The sequence below is a fragment of the Pseudomonas sp. GW821-FHT07F01 genome, assembly GCF_059418825.1.
In genome coordinates this window covers 763,050-786,873 of sequence record NZ_JBWKQO010000001.1, presented here as the reverse complement: position 1 = coordinate 786,873, position 23,824 = coordinate 763,050, and the positions used below count along the sequence as shown (strand labels likewise).

At 67.9% G+C, this 23,824-nt stretch carries 9 protein-coding genes; all 9 read right to left on the bottom strand.

Annotated features, from left to right (window positions below):
* Window positions 1-41: 41 nt before the first annotated feature.
* The 9 genes from AC07R1_RS03620 to gspK all read right to left on the bottom strand — a co-directional run bounded on the left by AC07R1_RS03620 (window position 42) and on the right by gspK (window position 23,820).
* Entirely contained in the window at window positions 42-12,605 is a 12,564-nt protein-coding gene (locus AC07R1_RS03620; RefSeq protein ID WP_495110135.1) for a filamentous hemagglutinin family protein, read from the bottom strand.
* A gap of 200 nt (window positions 12,606-12,805) precedes the next feature.
* Entirely contained in the window at window positions 12,806-13,984 is a 1,179-nt protein-coding gene (locus AC07R1_RS03615; RefSeq protein WP_103291126.1) for a substrate-binding domain-containing protein, read from the bottom strand.
* 125 nt (window positions 13,985-14,109) lie between these two features.
* Entirely contained in the window at window positions 14,110-15,288 is a 1,179-nt protein-coding gene (locus AC07R1_RS03610) for a substrate-binding domain-containing protein (RefSeq protein ID WP_065363919.1), read from the bottom strand.
* 547 nt (window positions 15,289-15,835) lie between these two features.
* On the bottom strand, window positions 15,836-17,047 hold the full coding sequence (gene gspF / locus AC07R1_RS03605; protein ID WP_011061051.1) for a type II secretion system inner membrane protein GspF: 1,212 nt from the start codon (window positions 17,045-17,047) through the stop codon (window positions 15,836-15,838).
* Entirely contained in the window at window positions 17,047-18,468 is a 1,422-nt protein-coding gene (gspE, locus tag AC07R1_RS03600; protein ID WP_495110134.1) for a type II secretion system ATPase GspE, read from the bottom strand. Before gspE ends, gspF begins: the two co-directional genes overlap by 1 nt.
* Before the next feature lie 220 nt (window positions 18,469-18,688).
* Window positions 18,689-21,073 carry a type II secretion system secretin GspD gene (gspD, locus tag AC07R1_RS03595; protein WP_123473297.1) on the bottom strand — a complete coding sequence of 795 codons (2,385 nt, stop codon included), beginning with the start codon at window positions 21,071-21,073 and terminating at the stop codon, window positions 18,689-18,691.
* Window positions 21,070-21,636, bottom strand: a complete 567-nt coding sequence (locus AC07R1_RS03590; protein ID WP_019094875.1) for a type II secretion system protein M — start codon at window positions 21,634-21,636, stop codon at window positions 21,070-21,072. The genes gspD and AC07R1_RS03590 overlap by 4 nt, the downstream gene beginning before the upstream one ends.
* The gene (gene gspL / locus AC07R1_RS03585) at window positions 21,629-22,843 is read right to left on the bottom strand and encodes a type II secretion system protein GspL (RefSeq protein ID WP_495110133.1); all 1,215 of its coding nucleotides are present in this window, start codon (window positions 22,841-22,843) and stop codon (window positions 21,629-21,631) included. The genes AC07R1_RS03590 and gspL overlap by 8 nt, the downstream gene beginning before the upstream one ends.
* Complete coding sequence (gspK, locus tag AC07R1_RS03580; RefSeq protein ID WP_019094873.1) at window positions 22,840-23,820, bottom strand: type II secretion system minor pseudopilin GspK; 981 nt, start codon at window positions 23,818-23,820, stop codon at window positions 22,840-22,842. The genes gspL and gspK overlap by 4 nt, the downstream gene beginning before the upstream one ends.
* Between the last annotated feature and the right edge of the window lie 4 nt (window positions 23,821-23,824).

The following is a 23,824-nucleotide window of genomic DNA, read 5'->3' as shown; positions in this document are numbered from 1 at the left end:
GATCGACGATCGCCCCCCAAGCCTTGCTACCACGAGAGAACCTACAGCGTCAGTTGCCCGCGCTCCTCGTCGGTCAAACGCGCCCGGGCCTGGTCGCTCAAGGGCCCGGCGCCCAGCACCTGCACCGGGCTGTCGGGGTTGTAGCCCGGGGCGCGGCTGGCGTCTTCACGGGGGCGTTGCACCGGTTCGCTACCAAAGCCCAGCACTTCCACGGTGACGATGGACGCCCGGCCCTGCTTGGCCGCCGCCTGCTGGTTGCGGGCCGCATCTTCCGCGGCCTGGGACGCGGCGGAGCCGGCGGCGCTGGCCGAGGTCATGGCGCCGGTGTTGACCGCCGCCGTGACCGGCACCCCGCTGGACTTGCCCTGGGTCTGGATGTTCGCCGCGTTGACCACCCGCAGAGCGGCGATGTTGACGTTGCCCGAGACCCGGATCCCCGCCTCGCCGGCATCGATGGTGCCCAGGGGCGCGATCAGGTCGATGTCGCCGGCCGCCACTTCGGGTATCGGGTTGAGAGTGGCGATCCCCGCCCCGGTGCTGGGCACCGACGGCGACAGGCTGACGTTGCCCCAGTTGTCGTAGACCCGCTTGGGCGGTGTATAGACCACGGTGGTCTTGGAACCGCGGCCGGCGTTGATGTCGCCCGCCGCCGACCAGCCCATGATCGAGCCGCCGAAGGTGGTCATGATCCGGCTCTGGCCCAGCAGGATGCTGCCCAGGGAGTACAGCTGGATGTCCCCCGCGCCCTGGGTGATGATCCCCGCCGAGGCCGGTGGCGCCGTGCCTTCGATGCCGAAGGTCTGGTTGCCGCCGGGGGTCAGCATCTGGATGTTGCCGCCAAAGTCGGTGTGCACCCCGGCACCGCCGAACAAGGTGATATCGCCCTGGTAGGTGATCGGGTTGCCCGCCACGTCGGTGCTCGGGAACAGCCCGGCAATCGCCGCACGGCCACGGGCATAGCTGCCCTGGCGCATGCCGCCTTCCTCGGTGTACTCGCGGCCGGCGGCCTTGAGCTCGGCAAAATACACATTCCGGGCAAACACCCGCTGTTGTTCCGCGGGCAGGGCCGCGTAATAGGCCCGGGCCTGGGCGCTGTCGCCGACAAAGCCGAAGCGCTCGGCCAGCCAGTCCAGCAGTTCGCCCTCGTAGGTCTTGGCCACCCTAGCGCCCGACAGGCTTTCGCCCGGCTGGGCGAGGTTGGCCGGGTCCAGGTAAGCCTCGACGAAACGCCGGTAGCCCGGGCCGTTGGGGCCGAACCCGGCCTGCATCACGATGCTCGCCCCGGGCCGGCGGTCCCCCGGCGCCACGGCGCCGATGCTGGTGACGCTGACCTTGTCCTCCATGAGGATGTTGCGCCCCGCGGTCAGTTCCAGGGTGCCGGGGCCGGCGACGTTGAAGTTGCTGTAGAGGATGTCGCGCCCGGCGCTGACGACGGAGATGTCGCTGGGGTTGTTGTGCACGAACAGGTTGCCCTGGGAGGTCGAGCCATTGACCGGGTCCTCGACGCCGAAGGTCCGGCCACTGCTGACGATATCGCGCCCGGCCATCATCCACACCGGGCGGCTGCCCTCGTACCAGGTCTGCCCCGAGTGCAACTGTGAGGCCGCCTGGCCGAAGGTGATGATCCGGCCGCTGTTGACCCCCATCAGGTCGCCGTTCACCGCATAGAAACGCGCCGGATCGGCCGGGCCGGCAACCAGCCCGGAGACGCTGCCGGAACCGAAGGCGAACAACGGCAGGATCGAGCCGATGACCGGGTTGCCGTTGACCGACAGGTTGCTGGCCACCACTTCACCCTCGATGCTGCCGACAAATGCCGGACGCCAGGGCGTAGCCACCGAAGCGGCCGCGGCGCCCGACTGGCTGACGGTGAAACCGCCCGCGTAGATCGAGTCCTGGGCCAGGAACTGCAACTGCCCTGCGGCGCCCGGCGCCAGGAACAGCGGCACCCGGTAGTTGAGGTCGCCGACTTGCGCGCTGGCGGCCTTGCCATAGTAAAGGCTGCCACTGGCTGCCACGGCCCTGAGGATCGACGGATAGACCACCGCCAGATCGGTGCTGCCAGGGCTGGTGAGCGGGGTCAGGTTGCCGCCCAGGGACATCAGGTCGATGGCGGTACGCTCGGTCCACAGGGTGAACCAGCTCCGGCCGCTGCCTTGCTGGCTGCCACGGCTGAAGAGCGCGGTGTTGAACTGGCGGACCCGGCCCGGGTCCTCGACGTTCTGCACCACCAGGTCGCCGCGGCTCTGCAGGTTGAAGGTGGCATCGCCGGGCACCAGGGTCAGGCCGCCCTGGGCCAGGCCACGGGTGGCGCGCAACGGGTCGAAGGCCCGGGCTTCGCTGGGGTTGTGGTCAACGGCGGTGCCGCCATAGTGCAGGTCGATGCTGCCCAGGGAGGCACTCTGCAAATGGCTGCTGCCACGCAGGTTGACCACCACCCCGTTGCGATGCTCGATGACCAGGTTGCTGGCCGGGTTCAAGGCGCCCGCAATGTTCACCCGCAGGTCGCCACCGCCGGTCAGTTGCAGGCTGCCATCGCTGGCGACCCGGCCGGTACTGCCCACGGCCAGCACCAGCCCCTGGCTGCGGGGCGCCACGGTGGAGGCGCCGGCGCTGTCCGTCAGGCGCTGGAGGATGCCCGCGTCACCGCCGACATTCAGCTCCAGGTTGCCGCCGCCCAGGGTGCCGAACCCGGTAAAGCCCAGCATCCGGTCGGCGCTGCCGTTGGCCGCATAGGTGCCGAAGTTGATCCACCAGGCAACGGGTTGCGCCGAACCGCCGGTGGCGACATCGCCGCTGCCCTGGCGCCACAGCCAGTTGCCCACTTCGGCCGAGTCCTGGCCGTTGTCCTTGGGGTTGGGCCAGGCACGGCTGTCGTTGGCGGTACTGCTGATATTGCCGGTCAGGTCGCCACCGGCACTGACCCGCAGGTTGCCCCCCGCCTCCGGGTACCAGGCGCGGTACAGGCTGGTGCCGCTGCCATTGACGAACTGCTCGAAGTAACTGCCCGGGTCATTGAGCACCGTGGCTCCCGTTCCCAGGGCCCGTGGCTGGTTGTAGGGATCGCCGGCCGTCGTCGCCGTGGAGGAAGTACCGGCGGTGTAGACCCCGTACAGCGAGTCCATGCTCAGGTTGCCGGCACTGAGCAGTTCAAGGTCGCCGGTGCCGGTGCGGATCACGCTGAAGCGGCTGCTGGACGGCGTTGCGCCATAGGTCTTGCTGTCCAGGGCCATGCAGAAGGCGGGCGACTCTTCACAGAAGGCCGCGACGGACGACTGCCCCAGGTCCAGCAGGAGTTGCTCATCGATCGGATCGCCGGCCTTGACCACCACCCCGGCGCCCGCCAGCTCGTCCACCGCCAACTGGGTCCAGGCGTAGCTGGCCTTGATCGCGCAATAGGCCGGGCTGTCGGCACAGAACTGCTCGATCGAGGTCTGCCCCAGATCCACCAGCAGTTGTTCGTCGATCGGATCGCCGGCCTTGACCACTATCCCTACGCCGGCCAGGTCATCCACCGCCACCTGGGTCCAGGTCCGCACCACCTGGCTGGGCAGTTCCTTGGCGAACATCCCGTAATGGCTGTCCGCCAGATGCAAGTCACCGCTGCGTGGGTTGGCCTGCACGATGCGGCTGTCGGCTGCGCGGGTATCGGCCCCGGCCACCAGGCGCAGGGACCAGGATTGCGAGCCTTCGGCAAGCATCGGCGCAATGGCCCAGAGCTTGCCCTGGCGCCCGACGTCTTCGGGCCGCAACTGCACCGAGTCGACGCCGCTCGGCAGCTTGACGTTGGTGCCGGCCGGGATCAGCCCGCCCTTGGGCAGGGCCTTGCTGCCGTCGAGCATGACGATGTTGTTGTTCACATTGGCCAGGTGTACTTGCGGCAGCGGCACGCCCTTGGGCCAGGTCATGGACCGCAGCTGGGTGCCCTGGGTCAACAGCGTCCCGGCCTCCAGACGGGTGCCGGCGACCAGGGTCCTGGGCTCGCCAAGCAGGGTGCCGGCGGCGAACAGCAGGTTGCCCGAGGCATCGCGAATCGCCGCCGCCAGTACCGTACCCGCCGGCAGTACCAGGGTCTGGTCCAGGGTCGCCGTGACCGGCAGGCGCGTGCCCGCGGCCACGGTCAGCCCCTTGATCGGCAGGTCGTAGTTGAGGGTGCTGCCCGCCGGGAAGGCGGTGCCGTCGGCCAGGGTCACGCCGTTGCCCGGCACGATGATAGTGCCGCCGGTGAAGTCCACGCCCGGCAGCAGCACCCAGCCCTTGTCGTCCACGGTGGCAGGCGGCGGCGCGAAGCCGTCGTTGATGCTGCCATAGACATTCAGGTCGCCCCCGGCGCGCAGGGTCAGGCTGCCGACCTCGCCGGAACCGTAGACCGAGGTCTTCTGGCTGTGGGGGTTGAGGCTGGCATAGCGATAGCCCGACAGGTCCAGGTCGCCCTGCACCACCAGGTCGCCGTCTGCGCTCTTGCTGACGATCTCGACCCCGGGCCGCAGATGGAAGGCGTCGGCATAGCCGGCGTTGTTCAGGCCGGCCAGCTTGTTCTGCAGCAGGTCGCTGTTTTGCAGGGCCGCATTGATAAAGGCCGTGCTCTGGGCATGCTTGGCATCCAGGTAGGCCTGGGTGATTTCCTGGTAAGGGCGGCCGCTGGCGGTGGCGTCGTTTTTTTCCGGAGCATCGTCGTAGCGGAGCATGCCGTTGACCGCAATCGAGCGCGCGCCCTGGATATCCAGCGGGCCGCGGGCATCGATGTCGATGTCGTTGCTGCTCTGGTCCGCCTGGACGAGGCGCGGCGCGTTCAGCTCCAGGGTGCCGCGGCTGCGACCGTCGTTCTGCCCCGCCGCGCTGCCCACAGCCACGTCGGTGCCGTGGCGCAGGTCGATGCGCGCACCGTCGGCCAGGGTCAGGCGGCCCTGGCCCGAGCTGAGCACCACGCTGGCGCGGTTCGGTGAGTCGATGATCTTGCCGTAGCTGTCCACCCGCAGCTTGCTGCCGTGGGCATCGAGCACCGCGCTGCCGTCCAGAGTCAGGCCCTTGCCGGCCGCCAGGTTGATACTGCCGACCCGTTCGCCGCTGGCGTCCACTCGCCCGGTAACCCGCAGGCTGCCGTTGTCCACCGAGACGTTGACGGTGCTGGCCCTGACCCCGTCGCCGATGGTCAGGTCGCCCTGCTTGAGCTGGAAGCTGCGTGCGCCAAAGACCTGGCCCTGGTTCAGGCGCTGGTTGAGGGCGGCGAACTGCTCGTCCAGGGTGCCGCTGCTGCCCAGGTGCTGGGCCTGGATTTCCACCGTGGCGCCGAGGAACGGCACCAGGGTGCCGCCGGCATCGTAGTAGCCGCTGCTGCCGCCAAGGACCTTGCCCGCCAGGTCTACCCGCCCGGCCGCACTGTCCAGCGCCACCGCCCGCAGCTTGCCGGCCTGGTTATGGGTGGCCGAAAGGTCGATGGTCGAGCCCGTGGCCTGCAGCACATTGCCGGTAGCACTCTGCAGCAGCACTTCGCCGCCGGCGCCGTATTTGCTCAGGTCATTGAAGGCGATGGTGCGGCCAGCCACATCGATCAGCGCCGCATCGGTCAGGCTGACATCACCCCGGGCCCCCAGGGTCACCTTGCCGCTGGGCAGCACCACGGCACTGGCCAGGCGGATGCTGTCGCCCTGCAGAGACAGTTCCGCACCCTGGCCATTGGCCTGGCCACGAGGGCCGGCCGAGGCGCCGATATCCATGGCGCCGCCAGCAGTGATGCGGTTCACCGAGCCGGCCTCGCCGGTCATCAGTGGGGTGAGGATATTCAGGTTGCCGCCGCTGTAGGCAAACCCCTTGAGCGGATCGAAGGCGCCCTGGCTCTGGTAGACCGACAGGCTGCCCTTGTGGTTGGCGGTAATGCGCTGGCTGGCATTGAGGTCGACGTTGGCAAAACCCAGGGCCAGGCGGTCGAAACTCTTGGTGGTGCTGGGCTGGGCAAAGGCCCCGTAGCCGAACTCGATGCGTTCGGCATTGATTTGCAGGCGGCCGCTGCCGGTTCCGGCACCGCCGGCCACCACCGCGCCTGCCGGGGTCTCGGAACCCTGCCAGATCAGGTTGGCGGTGTGGATGCTGGCCACATCATTGGCGCCCCCGGCACCGTAGATCGCCGGGGTGGAGAGCATCAGGTTGCTCAGCAGCGACTTGCCGGTCGCCGGGTCGTAGGTGTCCAGGCTGGCGCTGCCGTAGAAGTTGAAGCCGTCCCGGGCCGAGAGCTGCAAGGTCTCCAGGGCCGGGGCGCCGAACTGGGTATCGCCGCGCAGCAGGCGGTCGAGCAGTTGCTGGGTCAGGGTCATGCCGCTGGGCAGGCGATTGCCCGCCGCCGCTGCCGCCAGCGCCTCCGGGCTGCCGACGTTGATGTTGTTCAGGCCCAGGTTCAGGTGGCGGGTGCCGTAGCGCACCTGGTCACCCAGCTCGAAGGCGTTGTCGGTCAAGGCAACGAGGCTGCCATCGGAATACAGTGCGGTCTGCCCGCTGCACGGCGCGCTGGCGCACACCCCGAGCCGGATGCCGCCGCTGGTCTGTCCGCCGGCCTGGGCCTTGCTGATCACGTTGAGCAGGCCGTTGGACACCGCCAGCATATTGGCCACCTGGTAGGTGAAACCGTCACGGGCGTCATAGCTGGCCTTGCCTCGGCCCAGGGTATTGATCGAGGCGCCCTGCTCCAGGACGATCTCGCCGGTGTTGCTCACCAGGAACACTTCCGGCGCGGCCAGGGTGGCGCCCTCGCGCAAGGTGATCGAGCCCTTGGGCGTGTTCACGCCTTCGGCCACGGTGATGTAGTTGCCGCCCTGGCCGTACTTGACCAGCGTCAGGCCGCCCAGCATCAGGCGCGCTGCGCCCATGGCGTTGAGGCTGTCGGCATCCAGGGTAACGCCGTTGAAACCCTGGGTGGCCGACTTGCCGGCCGCCACCACTTCGATGTTGCCACTGCCCATGTTCAACACCGCGACGGTGCCGCCATAGCCCCCCGCAGCGGCATCGAAACGGCCAATGCCCTTGAACGAGAAGGCATCCGCACCGGCCCCCGGCTCCAGGGCCAGCTTCAGGGTCTTGGCGTCCACCGGCAGCATCGGCCGTGGCACCCCGAGTTTGGCGGCATCGGCCAGGGCGAACTGGGCATAGCCGGTTTCGTTGTACTGGGAATAGCGGCGCAGGGTGTCGGCCGAGGTCAGGATCAACTGGCTGGCGACGCTGTTGCTGATCCCGGTATGGGCGATCGATAGGCGCCCGGCGGTGGACCAGGAGCCATTGCGCAACGGCTGGGTCGCGCCTTCGGTGCCGAGCCCGGCGAGGCCGTTGATCTCCACGCGAAAGGCCCCCGGCATCAGCGCATAGGTGGACGGCATCAGGGTGTAGGTGCCCGCCGCCAGCCCCGGAACCCCGGCGCCAATGGTGATCTGCTGGCCGATCAGCGGGTCCACCGCGCCGCCCTCCGGTGCCACCGGCGCATAGCCCGGCTGCACCCCGGGCACTATGGCGTAGATCGGGTTGCTGCCCAGGCCCGGGAGGATGAAGCTGCCGTTGGCGCCGATCTGCACCAGCGGGCTGTAGCGCGCATCGGTGGAGCCGCCGCGCCCGGAAATGAACCCGGCGCCCAGCAGTTCGCCACCACCGGACAGGTCCACGGTGGCATCGGGCTGTACCTGCACCGACTTGCCGCCCAGGATCACCCCGACGCTCAGGTCGCTGTTCTCATTCACCAGGGCGCCCTGGCCGAGGAAGGTCACGGTCTTGCCGTTGTACTTGTAGACCTGGCCATCGACGGTGCCGCCGTAAGGCAGTACCAGGCCCTTGCCGCTGACCGAAGTCAGGCTGCCGGGCAGCAGCTCGACCTTGCTCGCGCCCAGGTTGCCGATCTCGATCAGCCCCAGGGGCGCACGGACTACCCCGCCCTGCTGGATGTTGGCCGCGCCCAGCTGCAAGCGGCCGAAGGCCGAGTACGGCACAGGCGCCTCGCCCTGGCCGGTGCGGCCGATGGTCAGGGTGCGCGTGGGGTCGAAGTTGATGCTGGTGCCGGAAATATCGTTGAGGTAGCCGGCAATCACCCGGGCCCCGACCTCGGTACCCGGGTACAACTGCGCGGCCCGCAGGGTCATGTCGCCCTGGGTCAGCAACTGGGTGCTGATGCCCTTGGCGATCACATCGGCCCCGGCCCCGGCGAGAAAGCGCAGGTCGCCCTGGCTGGTCAGTTGCACATGGTCGAACCCGCGGCGCTCGACGCTCAGCAGGCTGTTGTCGGCCTGGCGCAACGTGCCCTTGCTGCCGAACACCACGTTGCCACGCACATCGATCAGGTTGCCGCTGGCATTGAACTGCGCCTGGGTGGCCTGTTGCGACGGCGTGCCGGTGGAGACCGGACGCACGTACTGGTCCTTGGCTTCCAGCGGCGCGAGGATGCCCGCCAGCAGCAGGTAGGGTGCCGACAGGTCGACCCGGCTATTGGCCGCGGCGCTTTCGCTGAGGTTCAGGGCACCGCTGTACAGGCGCAGGCTCTGGCCCATGTTCAGCGACACATCGCCATCGAAGCTCAACAGGCCGTTGCTCAGCAGTGCCAGGTTGCCGAAGCCGCCGGCGGTGACCTGATCCACCCCGAGGCGGCCGTGGCCATACTCCAGGCTGGCGGCCGCGGCGTCGGCGCTACCGGGCAATGCACTGCCCTGGTGGATCTGGCTGAGCACCAGTTCCCGGGCCTTGAGCACCCGGTCAATGACCGCGTTCTTGATGTAGTACGGGCTTTCCAGGGCCAGCGACAAGGTGCCCCCTGCAGCGCCAGCGCCTCCGGCCCGGGCGACGAAGCTGCCATCCAGGTACAGGCCGTTGTTGGACGCGAAGCTGATGCTGCCACCGTTGCTGGCCACCTGCACCCGGCCCTGGCCGGGAATGTCCAGGGCCGCCTGGGCGCCGGAAGCATCGAGACGCGCCCCCTCGCGCACCACCACAAACAGGTCGCTGGCCTTGGCGATACCGGTGGCCAGGTCGATCTCGCCGCCGATGGCGATCTTGCCGCCATTGCGCACCTGGCCGTAACGGCGGCCACGGTTGTCCACGGCGCTCACCGCCCGCGCCGCCACATCAATCACCGCCTGCTCGCCGACCCAGATCGAGCGCCCGTGACCGGCGGCATTGGCGGCCTCGGAACTGGCCACCGTCAGGCCGCCCAGACTGACGCTGCCGCCCCAGGCATTGAGCGTGCCGTTCAGGGTCAACTGGCCGACGCTGCGCAGGTTGATGGCCTGCCCCGGGTCGACACTGATCACCGCGCCCTGCCCCACGCTCAGCGCCGTGGTGGCCAACTGGGCGGCCGTGGAGTACTGGTTGCCGGCGTTCAGGGTCAGGCCGGCGCCACGGCGCTGGGTCAGCACGCCCCTGGTTGCATCCTGCTGGTACAGCTGCGGCAACCAGCGCTCCAGCACCGTGGCCGGGTCGCTGCCAGTGGCACTGCTGCTGGCCTGGGCCCCGAAGCGGTAGACCGGCATGTTGACCTCGACCTGGGCGCCCTCGGCCACGGTCAGCCCTTCGTTGCCGGTGATGTCGTAGGCACCGAAGCCCTTGTTGAAGAAATCCCCGGCCAGTTGCAGGGTGCCGGCCTCGGGGGCCGGATCATGGGCGCCAATCAGCACCTTGTGCGCTTGCAGGGCCAGGGTGCCGCCACCGTTGACCCCATACCCGCGCAGCTCGCCATCGAGGTCGAGCTTGCCGTCGGCGGCCAGGGTCACGTCGCCGCCCTTGCCACCGCTGGTCTTGCCGTCATAGGCAATGCTGGCGCCGGAGCTGGCATCCACCAGGGTGCCGTTGGCCAGGTTGAGGTCGCCGCTGCTGCGCAGCGACACCTTGCCCCCGTTGATAAAGGCCAGGCCGCTGCTGTCCGAGGGGTCCAGGGCCAGGTTGTTCCAGCGCCCGCTGGCATCCAGCTTGACCCCGCTGGCTACATCGACCCGGGCCTGGGCGCCGCCGGTGGGCGCGAGGATCACATCGCCGACCACGAAATTGCGGTTCACATCCACCTGGTTCAGCACGTTGCCGGCGTTGATGCTGCCACCGTGGGCGGTGAGGTTGGCGTTGATCTTGACCTCTGGCCCGAACAGGGTGATGTCGCCGCCATCGGCCACCTTCAGCGCGCCGTTGACCTGGACCTGCTGCCTGGCGCCGACCTTGATCGCCCCCAGCTGGAAGCCGTTGAGCTGGTCGCTGTCCAGCACCAGCTGGCCCTGGCGGTTGGCCGGCAGGGCTGTGGCGAGGTCCAGGCCGTCGGCGATCTTCTGCTGGTTGGCCTCGATCAGCACCTTGTCCACGCTGGGGCTCAGGGCGTAGCGCAGGGTGCCGCTGGCCTTGTTGTAGATCGGCGTGTAGTTGCCAATGATCAGTTGCGCGCGCTGGGCCGCGGCCTTGTGCGATTGCTGGTAGCCATCGAGGTTGATGTTCGGCGCCTGGGTCTGGCGGTCACCCTTGAACACTTCGCTCACCAGCTGGCCTTCGAGCACGGCGTTGCTGGTGCCGATCACCAGCTTGCCGGCGTCGCGGCCGACGCTGTAGCCGGCCTCGTAGCGGCGCTGCTGGGCGATCAGCGGGTTGTAGTAGTAATCGGTGCGGCCCCAGCGCGGGCTGCTGTCCACATAGCCCTTGTAGATGCCGGTGTAGAGCAGGTCCCCCGGCGCCCTGGAGAGCTCGTACAAGCGCCCGTCGGCGCCCTTGAGCCAGGTCTGCTGGATGTAGCCGCCCTGCACATCGACGGTGCCGCCGGAGAGGTTCAACTGGGCGCCGGACTGGGTCACCACGTCCTTGCCGGTGAAGGTCAGGGTACCGCCCTGGGCCATCCACTCGCCGACGTTGTGGCCCTGGGTGCCCAGGTAGCCGCCCACTTCCAGCAGGCCGCCGGCGGTGTACCAGCGATCGGTGGCGTAGCCGTTGGTGCCTGCCGGGACGAACACCAGCTCGCGCAGGTCGACCCAGACGTCGTTGTTGATCAACTGGCCGCTGTCGCGGTTGCCCGCCGAATCGCGCTGCTCGTTGCCCTGGACGTTGATCTTGATGTTGTTGGACTCCATCGCCACCTTGACCCCGACGGCGCCGGCCACATCGATCACCGCGCCATCGCGCACCAGGCTGCGCTGCCCGGCACTGACCGCCACCTGGCCACCGGTGGCCAGGGTGATGGAGCCGTCCTGGAAATCCACGGTGCCGCCGCTGACGATCTCCACCCGGGACTGGTCGCTGCGGTCGGCCACGCTGCTGAGGTTGTTGAACTGGCCGGTGATCAGGTTGGTCGGGGTGCCGTCGAGGTTGATCAGGCCGTTGTTGCGCTGGCTGTCCAGAGCGCTGCTGCCACTGCTGTCCAGAAGGATTGCGGTGGTGCTGCCCTGCCCCAGGGTCACGCTGCCGGTGCTGTCGCTGGCGGAGTTGAGCAAATGGATGGTGCCGCGGGTGTCCACCGAAGTGCTGGCCAGGGCCACGCCGTTCTGCGCCACCTGGTGCCCGGTGAGGGTGATGTCGCCCGTGGAGGCCATGATCAGGCCGCTGTTGCTGACCTTGCCGGCGCTGCTGCCGGCCTTCAGCGAAGTGGCAACTTCATTGCCCCGGGTGGTGGAGTGCTGGTTGCCGCTGGTGCCGACCCCGCGGCGGATGTAGAAGCTGTCGCCGGCCGCCAGGGTGGTCTGGCCCTTGGCAGTGACGATGGTGCCGGCGTTCTCCACTTCCGAGCCCAGCAGCAAGGCATAGCCGCCGGATTCGGTGGAGGTGGCCGCCGGGTGGGTCTGGATCAGCGCGCCGCGCTGCACCTGGACCTTGCCCAGGGCATCGCTGAAGGTCGGCTGGGTGCCGTTGGCGTCCACATAGAGCCCGCGCTGGGTGAACTGCTCGTCGCTGATGGTGGCCGCGGCCGCCACCAGGTTGCGCACATTGACCTGGCTGGTGCCGCTGAAGATCACCCCGTTGCGGTTCATGATCATCACCGTACCGGCGCCCTTGATCTGGCCCTGGATTTCGCTGGGCCGTCCATTGGGGTCGTTGACCTTGTTCAACAGCGCCCAGTTGGACTGCTGCTGGAAGTCGACGGTGGTGTTGCGCCCGACGTTGAAGGTCTCCCAGTTGAGAATGGCCTTGTCGGCGGTCTGCTCGATGGTCACCGTGGTCTTGCCGCCGGACTGGCTCTGCACCGGCCCTTTGGCGTTGAGCCAACCCTGGGTCAGGCTGTTGTCGACCTTCAGCCCGCCTTCGCCGAGGCCATCGGGAATGGTGCTCACCGTGCCGAATGCGGCCTGGCGTGCGGCAGCCTGGGCCGCTTGCTGGGCGGCGATGGCGGCAACGCTGGAATTGAGGTTGCTCAGGGAGCGCTGCAACTGCTGGTTGGCGCGGGTCTGCTGGGACAGCGGCGGGATCCCCGGAACCTGGCCGTTGGTGCGCGCGGCGGTGGCGGCCTGGGACGCGCCCTTGTCGGCGAACCAGCCGGAACTGAAGGCCGTGGCGCCATGGGCACTGCCCGCCACCATCAGCAGGGCGATGGCCTGGGCCAGGGGCTTGAGCCGCAGGATCGGCAGCTCGCCATCAGGGCGCAGCGCGGGGGATTTGACCGGTGGTTTGCAGCGAACCATTACTACTCATCCTTTGTTATGACGCCCACGGGAGCGCGACGCTTGTAGGGCCCAGGGCGCGCGTCACTGCTTTAGGGGATAGGCCGTTGGCGCGAGGCGCGACCGAACGGATGTCACGGAAAATTCATCTTTGGGGTGCAGCGTGTCGCCCCTGCCCCTGCGTGCCACGGCGGCAGGCAGGGACAAGCGGCGCTGGCCAGCTAGAAAGGTCGGCCGATGGCGTTGCAGATATTGGGGTTGCCGATACTGCGCAGGCTGGCGGGCGTCACGAAGGCGTTCCGTATCGCGGCCTTCCAGATCGCCGGCAAGGGTTGCAGGTTGTTGTTGAGCAGTGCCGCATCGTTAGTGACCAGCGAACCGTACTGGCGGGCAAAGAACGCCCGCACCTGGGCGGTTTGCGCCGCATCGGCGTAGCACTGGCTGAAAATCGCGGTGCTAAAGCCCAGGATCGGATACCCGACGCTGGGAAATGGCACCACCGAGGGGTCATTGCCATCGAACGAAGCGGCGAACACCGGTACCCACCTGATGGGGTCGCTGAACGGGCCGGTCGATAGGTTCGCCGTCGGCGGGCTGATCAGGCTGATGGCGTTGACGATGTTCGCCGGTGTCGGGGCTATCCCCCCTACCCGCGCTACCTTGCTGCCATCTTCCAGCCCGGCAAGGGTGCTGGATGCGTGGCTCGAACCGATGAAGGTCACACTCCCCGGGGTTGCATTGAGCACTTCCATGATCTGGGGGCTGCCCTGCGCGCTCTTGGCGGTCTGTGGCACCGAGGCTGGATAAGCGTTGGCGAAGAACCGGGTCACCGCGAAAGGCCCGGCCGGTTCAGAGCACTTGGCATTGAGAAAACGGGTAAACAGCTCGGTGGTGCCACTGGGCCCTTGCGGGTAGACCACCGTCAGTGGTCCGTAAGTGCCTGCACCGCTCGACAGGTACTCCCAACGGTCCAGCCGGCCCGAGAAGATCCCGCACACGTCATTGACGCTCAGGTCCAGGTTGCCAATGCCGGCCTTGTTGAAGCGGATCGCCACCGCAGTCGCGGCGACGGGCACCTGGATCAACGGCCCCCAGCTCGCGCCATGGGCCATGGAGTAGCCGTCGAGCTCGCTGCCTCTCAACTTCGATTCAGTGGCCACCCAGTGCACGTTCCGGGTAGGGGCGCCCGGAATCAGGCGGTTGTAGTCGTTGTTCAGAAAGGCTTCCTTGTCCCCGAGATCAGAGCCGATGTAGGGCGCAAAACCCGCCGTCAGTACCCCGGGCGCCAGGTAGTACGACTGCGGCAGCGTCGACCCGCCACCGTTGATATCCGCCAGGGCCAACTGGGCACATAGGGCGCTGCCCACCAGTGACGTGGCTAACCAATGCATTTTGAACATGACATGACTCCTGTCGTATCAGGACGGGCGAGCACTCGTGCCGGACCGTTGTGCCGAGCATGAAAAAAATCAGCAACGGTCGAAACCGTTGCTGATCCGGGTGCTGCAGGTATCGGACGCGAGAGTTACAGCGGACGGCCGATGGCGTTGCAGACGCTGGCGTTACCGATGCTCAGGCCGCTGGAGGCAGTGACGAACGAGTCACGTACTGCAGTTTTCCAGGCAGCTGGCAGAGGCACGAAGCGGTTGTTGTTGATGGCGGTGTCGTTGTTCACCAGGGCACCGTAGTGACGGCTGAAGAAAGCCCGTACTTGCGAAGTCTGGTTAGCGTCGGCGTAGCACTGGCTGAAGATCAGGTTGGTGAAGCCCAGGATTGGGTAACCGCTGGTTGGGTACAGGCGCAGGCTCTTGTCGCTTGGGTTGGCGTCGATGTTGGCCTGGGAAGTGAAGACAGGAACCCACAGGTTCTGGTCGCCACGAACAGTGGTATCAGGCACGGCAACCGCGGCGATAGCCGAGGAAACGTTGGCAGGCGCCGGGGAAACGCCAGCCACCTTGGCCACCTTGGTAGCGTCGTCCAGGCCGGCCAGGGTCGGCGCGGCGTAATCCGGGCTCATGTAGGTGATGCGACCGTCGCCAGCGTTCAGCGCGTCCATGACGCCTTGGCTGGTAACAGCGGCAACCGCACCGGCAGGCAGGCCGCCCGAGTAGCTGGAAGCGAAGTTGGTGGTCACGGCGAAGGTGCCGGTCTCGGCGCACTTGGCGTTCAGGAAGCGGGTGAACAGCTCGGTGGTGCCGCTGCTTTCATTGCGGTAAACCACGGTGATGGCGCCGGTACGGCCCGAACCTGCAATCTGGCTCCAGTCGGAAACACGGCCCGAGAACACGCCGCACAGGTCGTTGACGCTCAGGTCAACGGCAGCAGTGCCGGCCTTGTTGAATGGAACGGCAACCGAAGTGGCCACCGAAGGCACCTGGATCAGCTTGCCCCAGGCCGCTTGGTGGCCAGTGGCGTAGCTGTTCAATTCGGCAGCGGTGAGCTTGGAATCGCTACCGGCCCAGTGCACGTTCTTGCCGGTGGTGCCGGCCACGAACTTGGTGTAGTCGTTGTTCAGGAAGGCAGCCTTGCCATTGCCGCTGCCTACGCCGATGTAGGGAGCGAAGCCGGCGGTCAGTACGCCAGCGGTCTGGTACAGCGGTTGTGGCAGGGTTGCGCCACCACCGTTGATATCAGCCATTGCAGCCTGTGCCGAGCACAGGGCAGCCAGGGTCAGGGATGCCGCGAGAACGTTGCGCTTAAACATGAAGAATCTCCTTTCGTCGTGTTCGTACGTTGGGTGAATAGCTCTTGCATGACGCCATGGCACTCGGGCCAGAAGCCTTGATCCAGACGGCTTGATGGGTGAGGCCATGGGGAGAGAAGTTCGCAGTTTCCGGTGACAGATAAAGGAAAAAACCTCGGGAGAAAGCGGCTGTTTTTGCAAAAGATTCTCGGGTGTTTGTCGGAGGTTTTCGCGCCTTTCCCGGGAAAATGACCGCCAGGTTGCCGGGGCTGGAAGCGGCATTGCCCTGCAAGCGCCGAGGGGGCTGGCCACCGGGTCTGAACATGACAGAACGAGGAACCCGAGGTTGGCCCGTTGCCCGGTCGGGAGTGAGGCACGCGGCGCGAAATTTTATGGCTGCCCTGCCCTGTGCTTCGCACCACCGCTTCGCTCTCGTAGGAGCCGGCTTGCCGGCGAAGAGGCCCGCCAGCCCTGCATCGCCGCTGCCGACGCCTTCGCTGGCAAGCCAGCGCCTACGGACCGGGCCGGACCGGGCCGGACGGGGTCAGGTCGGGCGGGGTTGTGCGGTTCAGGTGACCAGTTGGTTGATCTCGATGATCGGCAGCAGTACCGCCATCACGATCACCAGCACCACACCGCCCATCACCACGATCATCAAGGGTTCGAGCAAGGCGGTCATGCCCATGGCCCGACGCTCGATATCCCGCGACAGGGTCTGCGCCGCCCGTTCCAGCATCGGCGGCAAGGCGCCGGTCTTCTCGCCGCTGGCGATCAGGTGGATCAGCACCGGCGGAAAGACTTTTTCCACCCGCAGCGCCGCCGCCAGGTTGGCGCCTTCGCGCACCTTGGCCGTGGCCTCGCTCACGCTCTGGCTCAGGCGGTCGTTGGACAGGGTCTGGCGCGCCGCTTCCAGGGCCCGCAACAAAGGCACCCCGGCGCTGCCGAGGATCGCCAGGGTCGAGGCAAAACGCGCGGTGTTCAGCCCCAGGACAAAGCGCCCGATCAGCGGCAGGCGCAGGATCCGGCTGTGCCAGTTCAAGCGCGCCCGGGGGTTGCGCAGGTACACCCGCCAGCCCCAGAACCCGGCGACCATGGCGGCAAAGCACAGGCCGCCCCAGGCACGGATGAAATCACTGGCATTGAGCATGGCCAGGGTCAGCCCCGGCAGGTCCTGGCGCGCCTGGGAGAAGGCACTGACCACCTGAGGCACCACATAGCTGAGCAGGAAGATCACGATGCCGATGGACACCAGCCCCACCACCCCCGGGTAGATAAAGGCGGTGAGGATCTTGCCCCGCAGGCCGTTGCGCTCTTCGATGTAGTCCGCCAGCCGCTCCATGACCTGGGCCAGGTCGCCGGACTCTTCGCCGGCGGCAATCAGCGCCCGGTAGATCTCCGGAAAATCCCTGGGCCGCGCCGCCAGGGCCTCGGCCAGGCGCATGCCGCTGCGCACATCCGCGCGCACCGCGCTCAGGGTCTGGGCGATGTGCTTGCGCTCGGCCTGCTCCACCGTGGCGCTCAGCGCGGCCTCCAGCGGCAGGCTGGCCCCCAGCAGGCTGGCCAGCTGGCGGGTGGCCCAGGCCAGGTCGTTGTCCGAGAGCCTGGGGCGCAGCAGCCCCCCTGCTCCGCCGTCGCCGCCGTTGCCATCGAGCTGCACCAGCAAGGCGGTCAGGCCGCGGCTGCGCAGGCTGGCGAAGGCCGCACCCTGGCTGTCGGCTTCCAGGTGCCCGGATTCGATCTTGCCGAGGGCGTCGGCGGCTTCATAGCGATAGCGATTCATCAGGCGTCCCGTGTCACACGCAGGATTTCTTCCGGCGCGGTGGCGCCGCTGCGCACCCAGCGTTCACCGTCCTCGCGCATGCTGAACATCCCGGCCCGGCGCGCGGCGGCACGCAGGGCCTGCTCCTCGGCGCCCTGGTGGATCAGTCTGCGCACATCGTCATCGATGCAGAACAGCTCATGGATCCCGGTTCGCCCGCTGTAGCCGATGTGGTTGCAGGCCGGACAGCCCACCGGGCGCCAGGTGCCGGGGTTGGCCGGGTCCTGCTCCTTGCACTGGCTGCACAGGCGCCGCACCAGGCGCTGGGCCAGCACCCCGAGCATCGACGAGGCCAGGAGAAACGGCTCCACCCCCATGTCGATCAGGCGGTTGACCGCCGATACCGCGTCGTTGGTGTGCAGGGTCGCCAGCACCAGGTGCCCGGTGAGCGAGGCCTGGACCGCGATCTGCGCGGTCTCCAGGTCGCGGATCTCGCCGATCATGATGATGTCCGGGTCCTGGCGCAGGATCGCCCGCAGGGCCAGGGCGAAGGTCATGTCGATCTTGGCGTTGACCTGGATCTGGCTGATGCCCGGCAGGTCGTATTCCACCGGGTCCTCGACGGTGAGGATATTGCTGGTGCTGGCATCCAGCCGGGCCAGGGCCGCGTAGAGGCTGGTGGTCTTGCCGCTGCCGGTGGGCCCGGTGACCAGGACGATGCCGTGGGGCTGGCGGATCAGGGTATCCAGGCGCGCCAGCAGGTCCGGGTCCATGCCCAGGGTCTCCAGTTGCAGGCGCCCGGCCTGCTTGTCCAGCAGGCGCATCACCACCCGCTCGCCATGCCCGGTGGGCACCGTGGACACACGGATATCGATGGGCCGCCCGGCCACCCGCAGGGCGATGCGCCCGTCCTGGGGCAGGCGTTTTTCGGCGATGTCCAGCTGGGCCATGATCTTGATCCGCGACACCAGCGCGCCGTGCAGCGCCTTGCGGGGCGACACCACGTCGCGCAGGGTGCCGTCGACCCGGTAGCGCACCACCGAATGGGTCTCGAAGGGTTCGATATGGATATCGCTGGCCTCGTCCCGCGCGGCCTGGGTGAGCAAGGCGTTGATCATGCGGATCACCGGGGCGCCGTCCTGGGTGTCCAGCAGGTCGGTGATTTCCGGCATGTCCTGCATCAGGCGGTCCAGGTCCACCTCGTTCTCCGCCGCCCCGACCACCGCTGCTGCGCTGCCGGTGTCGGCGTAGGCGGTGGCCAGCAGGCCGTCGAGTTCCTCGTCGCGAATCCGCTCCAGGCGCGCCGGACCGAACTGGCGGCGGGCTTCGCTGATGGACCAGCCAGGCGTCGAGGGGCACACCAGCAGCACCGCGCCCTGCTCGGTGTGGCGCAGGAGGATGCGCTGGGACTTGGCCCAGGCGTAGGGCAACTGGGTGGTCATGGCTGTGGCTCCTTGTGGGGTGCGGCGCCATTGCGTGGGTTGCCACGGTGAAACCCGCGATGCCCGCCGGCCTGGAAAAGAATGGGGGCATCCCCCATAAGGCGCCGGCTTGCCAGCGCAGGCGCAAGCAAGATCAGCGCCCGATCCACGGGCTCCTTCGCCGGCAAGCCGGCGCCTACGAAGGGCTTGGCAGCCCGGATTTGGGGCCCCTTTGCCCCGTTCATTGCACCGGCACCGCGCGAATCGGCGCCCGCGGCGTCTGCGGTACGCCCTGCAGGGACACCGGCACTGCCCCGGGGATCGCCTTGCTCGCCGCCGGCAGTTGCGGCGCCTGGATATCCGGCATCACCCAACTGCGCTCCGGCTGCAACTGGCCCTGTACCCGGCGCATGAAGTCATAGCGATTGAGAGTAATGCTGCGCCCCGCGCCACTGTCGCGAATGATGTAGGGCCGCAGGAACACCATCAGGTTGGTCTTGGTCACGCTGCGCTTGTCGTTGCGAAACAGCACCCCGAGCCCGGGGATGTTCGACAGCCACGGCACTGCGTCGTTGCTCTGGCTGTAGCCGTCCTGCAGCAGGCCGCCGAGCACCATGATCTGCCCGTCATCCAGCAGGATGCTGGTGTCGATCGCCCGCTTGTTGGTCACGGTGCCGGCGTCCACCGAAGCCCGCTGGTCGACGCTGCTGACCTCCTGGTAGATGTCCAGCTTCACCGTGCCGCCTTCGGAGATCTGCGGCCGCACATTGAGCTTCAGGCCCACTTCTTCACGCTGCACGGTCTGGAACGGGTTGTTGCTGGTGCCGCCACCGCCGGTCACATAGCTGCCGGTGACAAAGGGAATGGTCTGGCCGACGAAGATGCTCGCCGCCTCGTTGTCCAGGGTCAACAGGTTGGGCGTCGACAACACGTTGGTGCCGCCCTTGCTCTTCAGGGCCCGGGCCAGGACCTTGAGGTCCAGCACCTTGCCGATCCCCGGGATGTCCACCGTGCCGTTGACCACGCCGACGTTCAGGCCCTTGGGCAACACGTCGATGCTGGTCTTGCTCGCCGGCGTGCCCACCAGCCCGCTGCCACCGAGGTTGACCCCGCCAAAGCCGCCATGCCCGCCGAGATTGCCGGCCTGCCACTGCACGCCGAACTCGCTGGCATCGTCTTCGCTGACTTCGACGATCAGGCTCTCGATCACCACCTGGGCGCGACGCTGGTCGAGCTGGTCGATGACCTCCCGCAGGTTGCGGTACAGCGGGTCCGGCGCCGAGATCAGCAAGGTGTTGGTGGTGGCATCGGCCTGGATGGTCACGCCACCGGCACTGAAGGCGGTGTTCTGGTCATTCTGCTGGCCCGTGCCGCCCTGGCCGGCGCTGCTGCCCTGGCCGTAGGCACCACTGCCGCTGCTGCTGTTGTTCAGGTTGCCACTGGCGGTGGGCGTGCCGCTGCTGTTCTGGCTCGCGCCCTGGGCGCCCTGGCTGTTGCCGCCCATGCCGCTGAGCATGGCCCGGGCGCCGTCGCTGCCGGCGCTGTCGCTTTCCCCGGTGAGCAGCCCGCGCAGGGCCTGGGCCAGCTTGCCGGCCTGGGCGTTGCGCAGGTACACCACGTGCAGGTTGCTGGGGTTGCTCTGGGCGTTGTCCAGTTTGTAGATCAGGTTGCGCGCCAGTTCGGTGCGCTCCGGGCTGCCGGCGCGGATGATGATGGAGTTGGAGCGCGGGTCGCCGATCACGCTGATCTTCTGGGTCTGGTCGGCGCCCTGGGTTTCCAGCAGTTCGGCCACCATGGTGGCGATGTCCACGGCGATGCCGTTCTGCACCGCCACCACATCGGTGTCGATGGCGCTCGGGGTGTCGATGCCGTTGATGATCTGCGCCACCCGCTGCAGGTTCTCCGCGTAGTCGGTGACCACGATGGTGTTGTTGCCCGGGTAGGCATTGATCGGGTTGTTCGGCGAGACGATGGGCCGCAGCACCGGAATCAGGTTCACCGCATTTTCATATTGCAGGCGGAAGGTGCGGGTCAGCATGCCGTTGCCCGCCGGCTTGTCGGCGCTGTAGATCGGCCCGCCCAGCAGCTTGGCGTCGGCTTCGGGCACCACCTGGGCCACCCCGCCCACGTCCACCACGGAGAAACCCTGCATGCGCAGGGCCGCCAGCAGCATGTCGTAGGCCTGGTGCGCCGGCACCTGGCCTTCGCTGACCAGGGTCAGGTTGCCCTTGACCCGTGGGTCCACCAGAAACTGCTGGCCGGTGGAACGGGACAGCGCGCGCACCACCGCCTGGATATCGGCGTCGACGAAGTTCAACTGCACCGGCTGATCCCCCAGAGGATTGCGCGGCACGCTGGTGCTGCGCGACGTGCCCTGGGCGCGGCTGCTGCTGGTCACCGGGTGCAGGACTTTCGGCCGTTGTGCCTGTTGCGCCTGCAAGCGCTCGCGGTCCGCCAGCAGATCGCCGCTGCGCCGGGTGTCGGCCAGGGGCTGGCCCAGCTCGCTGTCCACCAGCAAGGGCGGCGGCGTGGTGGAGGTGGTGTTGCTGCAAGCCCCCAGCGCCAGCAGCAGAAAAGGTGCGGCCTTGCGACACTGGCGCACGTAGTTGGAACCTGACCACTTCATGAAGCTTCCTTAGCGCCCTGCGCCTGATCCATGCGAACGGTCCCGGACAGTGTGCCTGCCGAGTCTTGGGCGGCGGCCGCGTCTGCGCGTTGCAGACGAGCCTCCACCACCTGCAGTGAAAACTGCCGGGGAGCCCCCAGCAGCCAGCCGACCACGGCATCCGCCGGGGCCTGCTCAAAGGTCAACCGCCAGCTCTCGGGGCCGGCTTGATCCGCGTGTTGCAACTGGTAGCGGCCCTGGAGCCCGGCCGCATCCAGGGCCAGGCGCAGGGCCTGTTCCAGGCTTTCGCCCGGGGCATTGCGAGGGCCTGCCGCGACCTCGTGCAGCAGCACTTCCAGGGCCTCGGCCTGGGAGCGCAGCTTGGGTGTCTCGGCTTGCCAGTAGTCGATCTTCTTCAGCGGCGGCTGGATCAGCAGCAACCACAGCAACAGCCCCAGCAACCCCAGGGCAGTGGCCCCCAGCAAGCGCTTTTCCCGCAGGGCCAGGCCGTTCCAGTGGCCCAGGGCCTGGGCCCGCAGGCGCGACCAGCGCGCCCGATACGGCGCCAGCATGGCCTTATTCATTGTCTTCTCCCGTTGCCTCGGCTGTGCTCTCTTCGGCTGGAGCCTGCCCCGGGGCCAGGCTCCAGCCATTGCCCTGGGCCTGGACGCTGTAGCCGGCCTGGATCAGGGCCCCCTGCCAGGCGCTGTCGGCGGTTTTCGGGGTGTCTGGCAACAATTGGAGCTGCAAGCGCTGCCCGGAAAACTCCAGGCTTTGCACGCTGCCCACCATGAACGGCATGGCCAGCCCCGCCTGGGCCAGCAGGTGGGCGAAGCCCTGGCTCGGGTCCGCCGCAGCGCCGCTCTGGCGCGCCGCCAGTTGCTGGCGAGCCTGTTGCAACGGATTGAGCACCACCGGCAATTCGGGGAATACCTGCTTCACCCGCTGGCTCATCTGCGCCTTGAGCCGCTGCCCCTGCTCTGCCTCGCGGGCGGCGTACAGGTTCAGGCCCAGCACCCAGACCGCCACCGCCAGGGCGCAGCAGCCCAGGGCCCGGCCCCAGCCCTGGGGGGCGCGGGTGCCGGCCAGCGCGCCGCTGTGCAGGCCCCAGGAAGGCGACGTGCCGCTCCAGCGCAATTGCGCCGGCAGGGATTCTGGCGCTGGCAATGGTTGCCCCGGCAGCGCTGGCACTTCGCCGATCCAGCACAGCTCGCTGGCGCTGGCGCGCAACTGCTCCAGGGTCTCGGCCACCAGGGGCTGCACGCTGCCCTGGGTGGCGCTCTGGCGCACCAGCAACTGTTCATCCAGCAGGCACAGGTTGACCTGCCCCGGGGGCGGCGCCGGCAAGGCGTAGGGCGCCGGGTACAGGCCGGCGAGCTTCAACCCGGCCTGCTCCAGTAGCCGCCCCAGGGCCTGCAGGCGTTCCCGGGGCAGCCAGCTCAGCGCCACCTGGCCCTCTGCATCGCGGGGGCCGTGGGCCACATGCATCAGTTCACTGGGGCCGAGGATCAGCGCCTGGGCAGCGCAGGCCACCGCGGCCTTGATCCGCGCAGCGGGCAATTGCGGCAATGGGATCTGGGTCAGCAGGCTGTCCAGTGGGTGCAGGAAACACTCCACTGCGGGCGGCTTGTCCCCCTTGCCCGGCAACCCCAGCTGGCCCAGGGCACAGCAACCGGTATCCGTGACCCGCCCGCCGCGATCGAGCCTTGCAAAATCCACCCGGCACTGCTGCGGCTGCTCGGTGCCGAGCAACAAGTCCAGGGGCGGCAAGCCGATGCGCAGGCGGCTCATGCGCCCACCCGCGACCAGATCACCTGGGGCATGCGGTCCTCGGGACGGTGCAGCAGCGCTTGCAGGCTGACCCGGCGCTGATCACGGCGGGCCTGGCCCTGAAGCAGGAACCACTCGCTGGTGATGCCGACCTTGATCTGGTCCACCTGCAACTGCGGCAGGCGCAGGCGATTGACGAAATCGCCACGGTTGATGAACCAGTGCCCGGCGTCACGCTCGGCCACCAGGGCCCGGGCCCGGGACAGATCCAGGCCCGGCACCGCCGCCACCAGCACCTCGGCGCTGGCGGTGTTGCCGTTGATCCAGGTATTGCCCGGCAGGATGCTCACGTACGGCTCCAGGCGCGCCAGCAGTTCCGGGGTCACGCCCTCAAGGCCCAGCAAGTCGTCCAGGCTGCGCAGCATCGGCTGCCTGGGCGCCAGGGTCTGCGCCGCAGCGCCTGCCGAGGTCTGGCGACCGCTGTTGAAACTGCCATGGCTGCTGGTGGCGGCTGGCGCCTGCAGGCGCTGGGGGTAGGAAGCGATCACCCGCTGGCTGATGCGCCGGCCCAGGGCGCCGTCGATGCCGATCAGTTGGCACAACTGCTGGAAGCTCTGCAGTTGCCCCGCATCCACCTGCTGGTTGAACACCAGGTTGCGCAGGTTGAACTTGCCCTGCAGGTCTTGCAGGTGGCCCTGGAACCCGGCGTTGAATCCACCCAGGGCCTGGTCGCCGATGGGCCGCGCCCAGGCCTGGTCGAGGCGTGTCAACACATCACGCTGGCGCGCGTCCCAGAGCAGTTGCCGGCTGTATTCCAGGCCGCCCTGAAGCACCCCGGCAGCGACGATCCGCGCCTGTTCGGCTTCCACCGCACGGGTGAAAGAGGTTTGCCGGGTAAGCATGCCCCCGGCGATCACCGCCACCACCGCGGCGATCAGCAAGGCGCTGATGATGGCCATGCCACGCTGCTTCGCCGCACTGGGCGAATGGGCTTTCACGACC

Coding starts and splice junctions, on each gene's coding strand:
- AC07R1_RS03620 (WP_495110135.1), bottom strand. CDS start 12,605: ATGGTTCGCTGCAAACCACCGGTCAAATCCCCCGCGCTGCGCCCTGAT.
- AC07R1_RS03615 (WP_103291126.1), bottom strand. CDS start 13,984: ATGTTCAAAATGCATTGGTTAGCCACGTCACTGGTGGGCAGCGCCCTA.
- AC07R1_RS03610 (WP_065363919.1), bottom strand. CDS start 15,288: ATGTTTAAGCGCAACGTTCTCGCGGCATCCCTGACCCTGGCTGCCCTG.
- gspF (WP_011061051.1), bottom strand. CDS start 17,047: ATGAATCGCTATCGCTATGAAGCCGCCGACGCCCTCGGCAAGATCGAA.
- gspE (WP_495110134.1), bottom strand. CDS start 18,468: ATGACCACCCAGTTGCCCTACGCCTGGGCCAAGTCCCAGCGCATCCTC.
- gspD (WP_123473297.1), bottom strand. CDS start 21,073: ATGAAGTGGTCAGGTTCCAACTACGTGCGCCAGTGTCGCAAGGCCGCA.
- AC07R1_RS03590 (WP_019094875.1), bottom strand. CDS start 21,636: ATGAATAAGGCCATGCTGGCGCCGTATCGGGCGCGCTGGTCGCGCCTG.
- gspL (WP_495110133.1), bottom strand. CDS start 22,843: ATGAGCCGCCTGCGCATCGGCTTGCCGCCCCTGGACTTGTTGCTCGGC.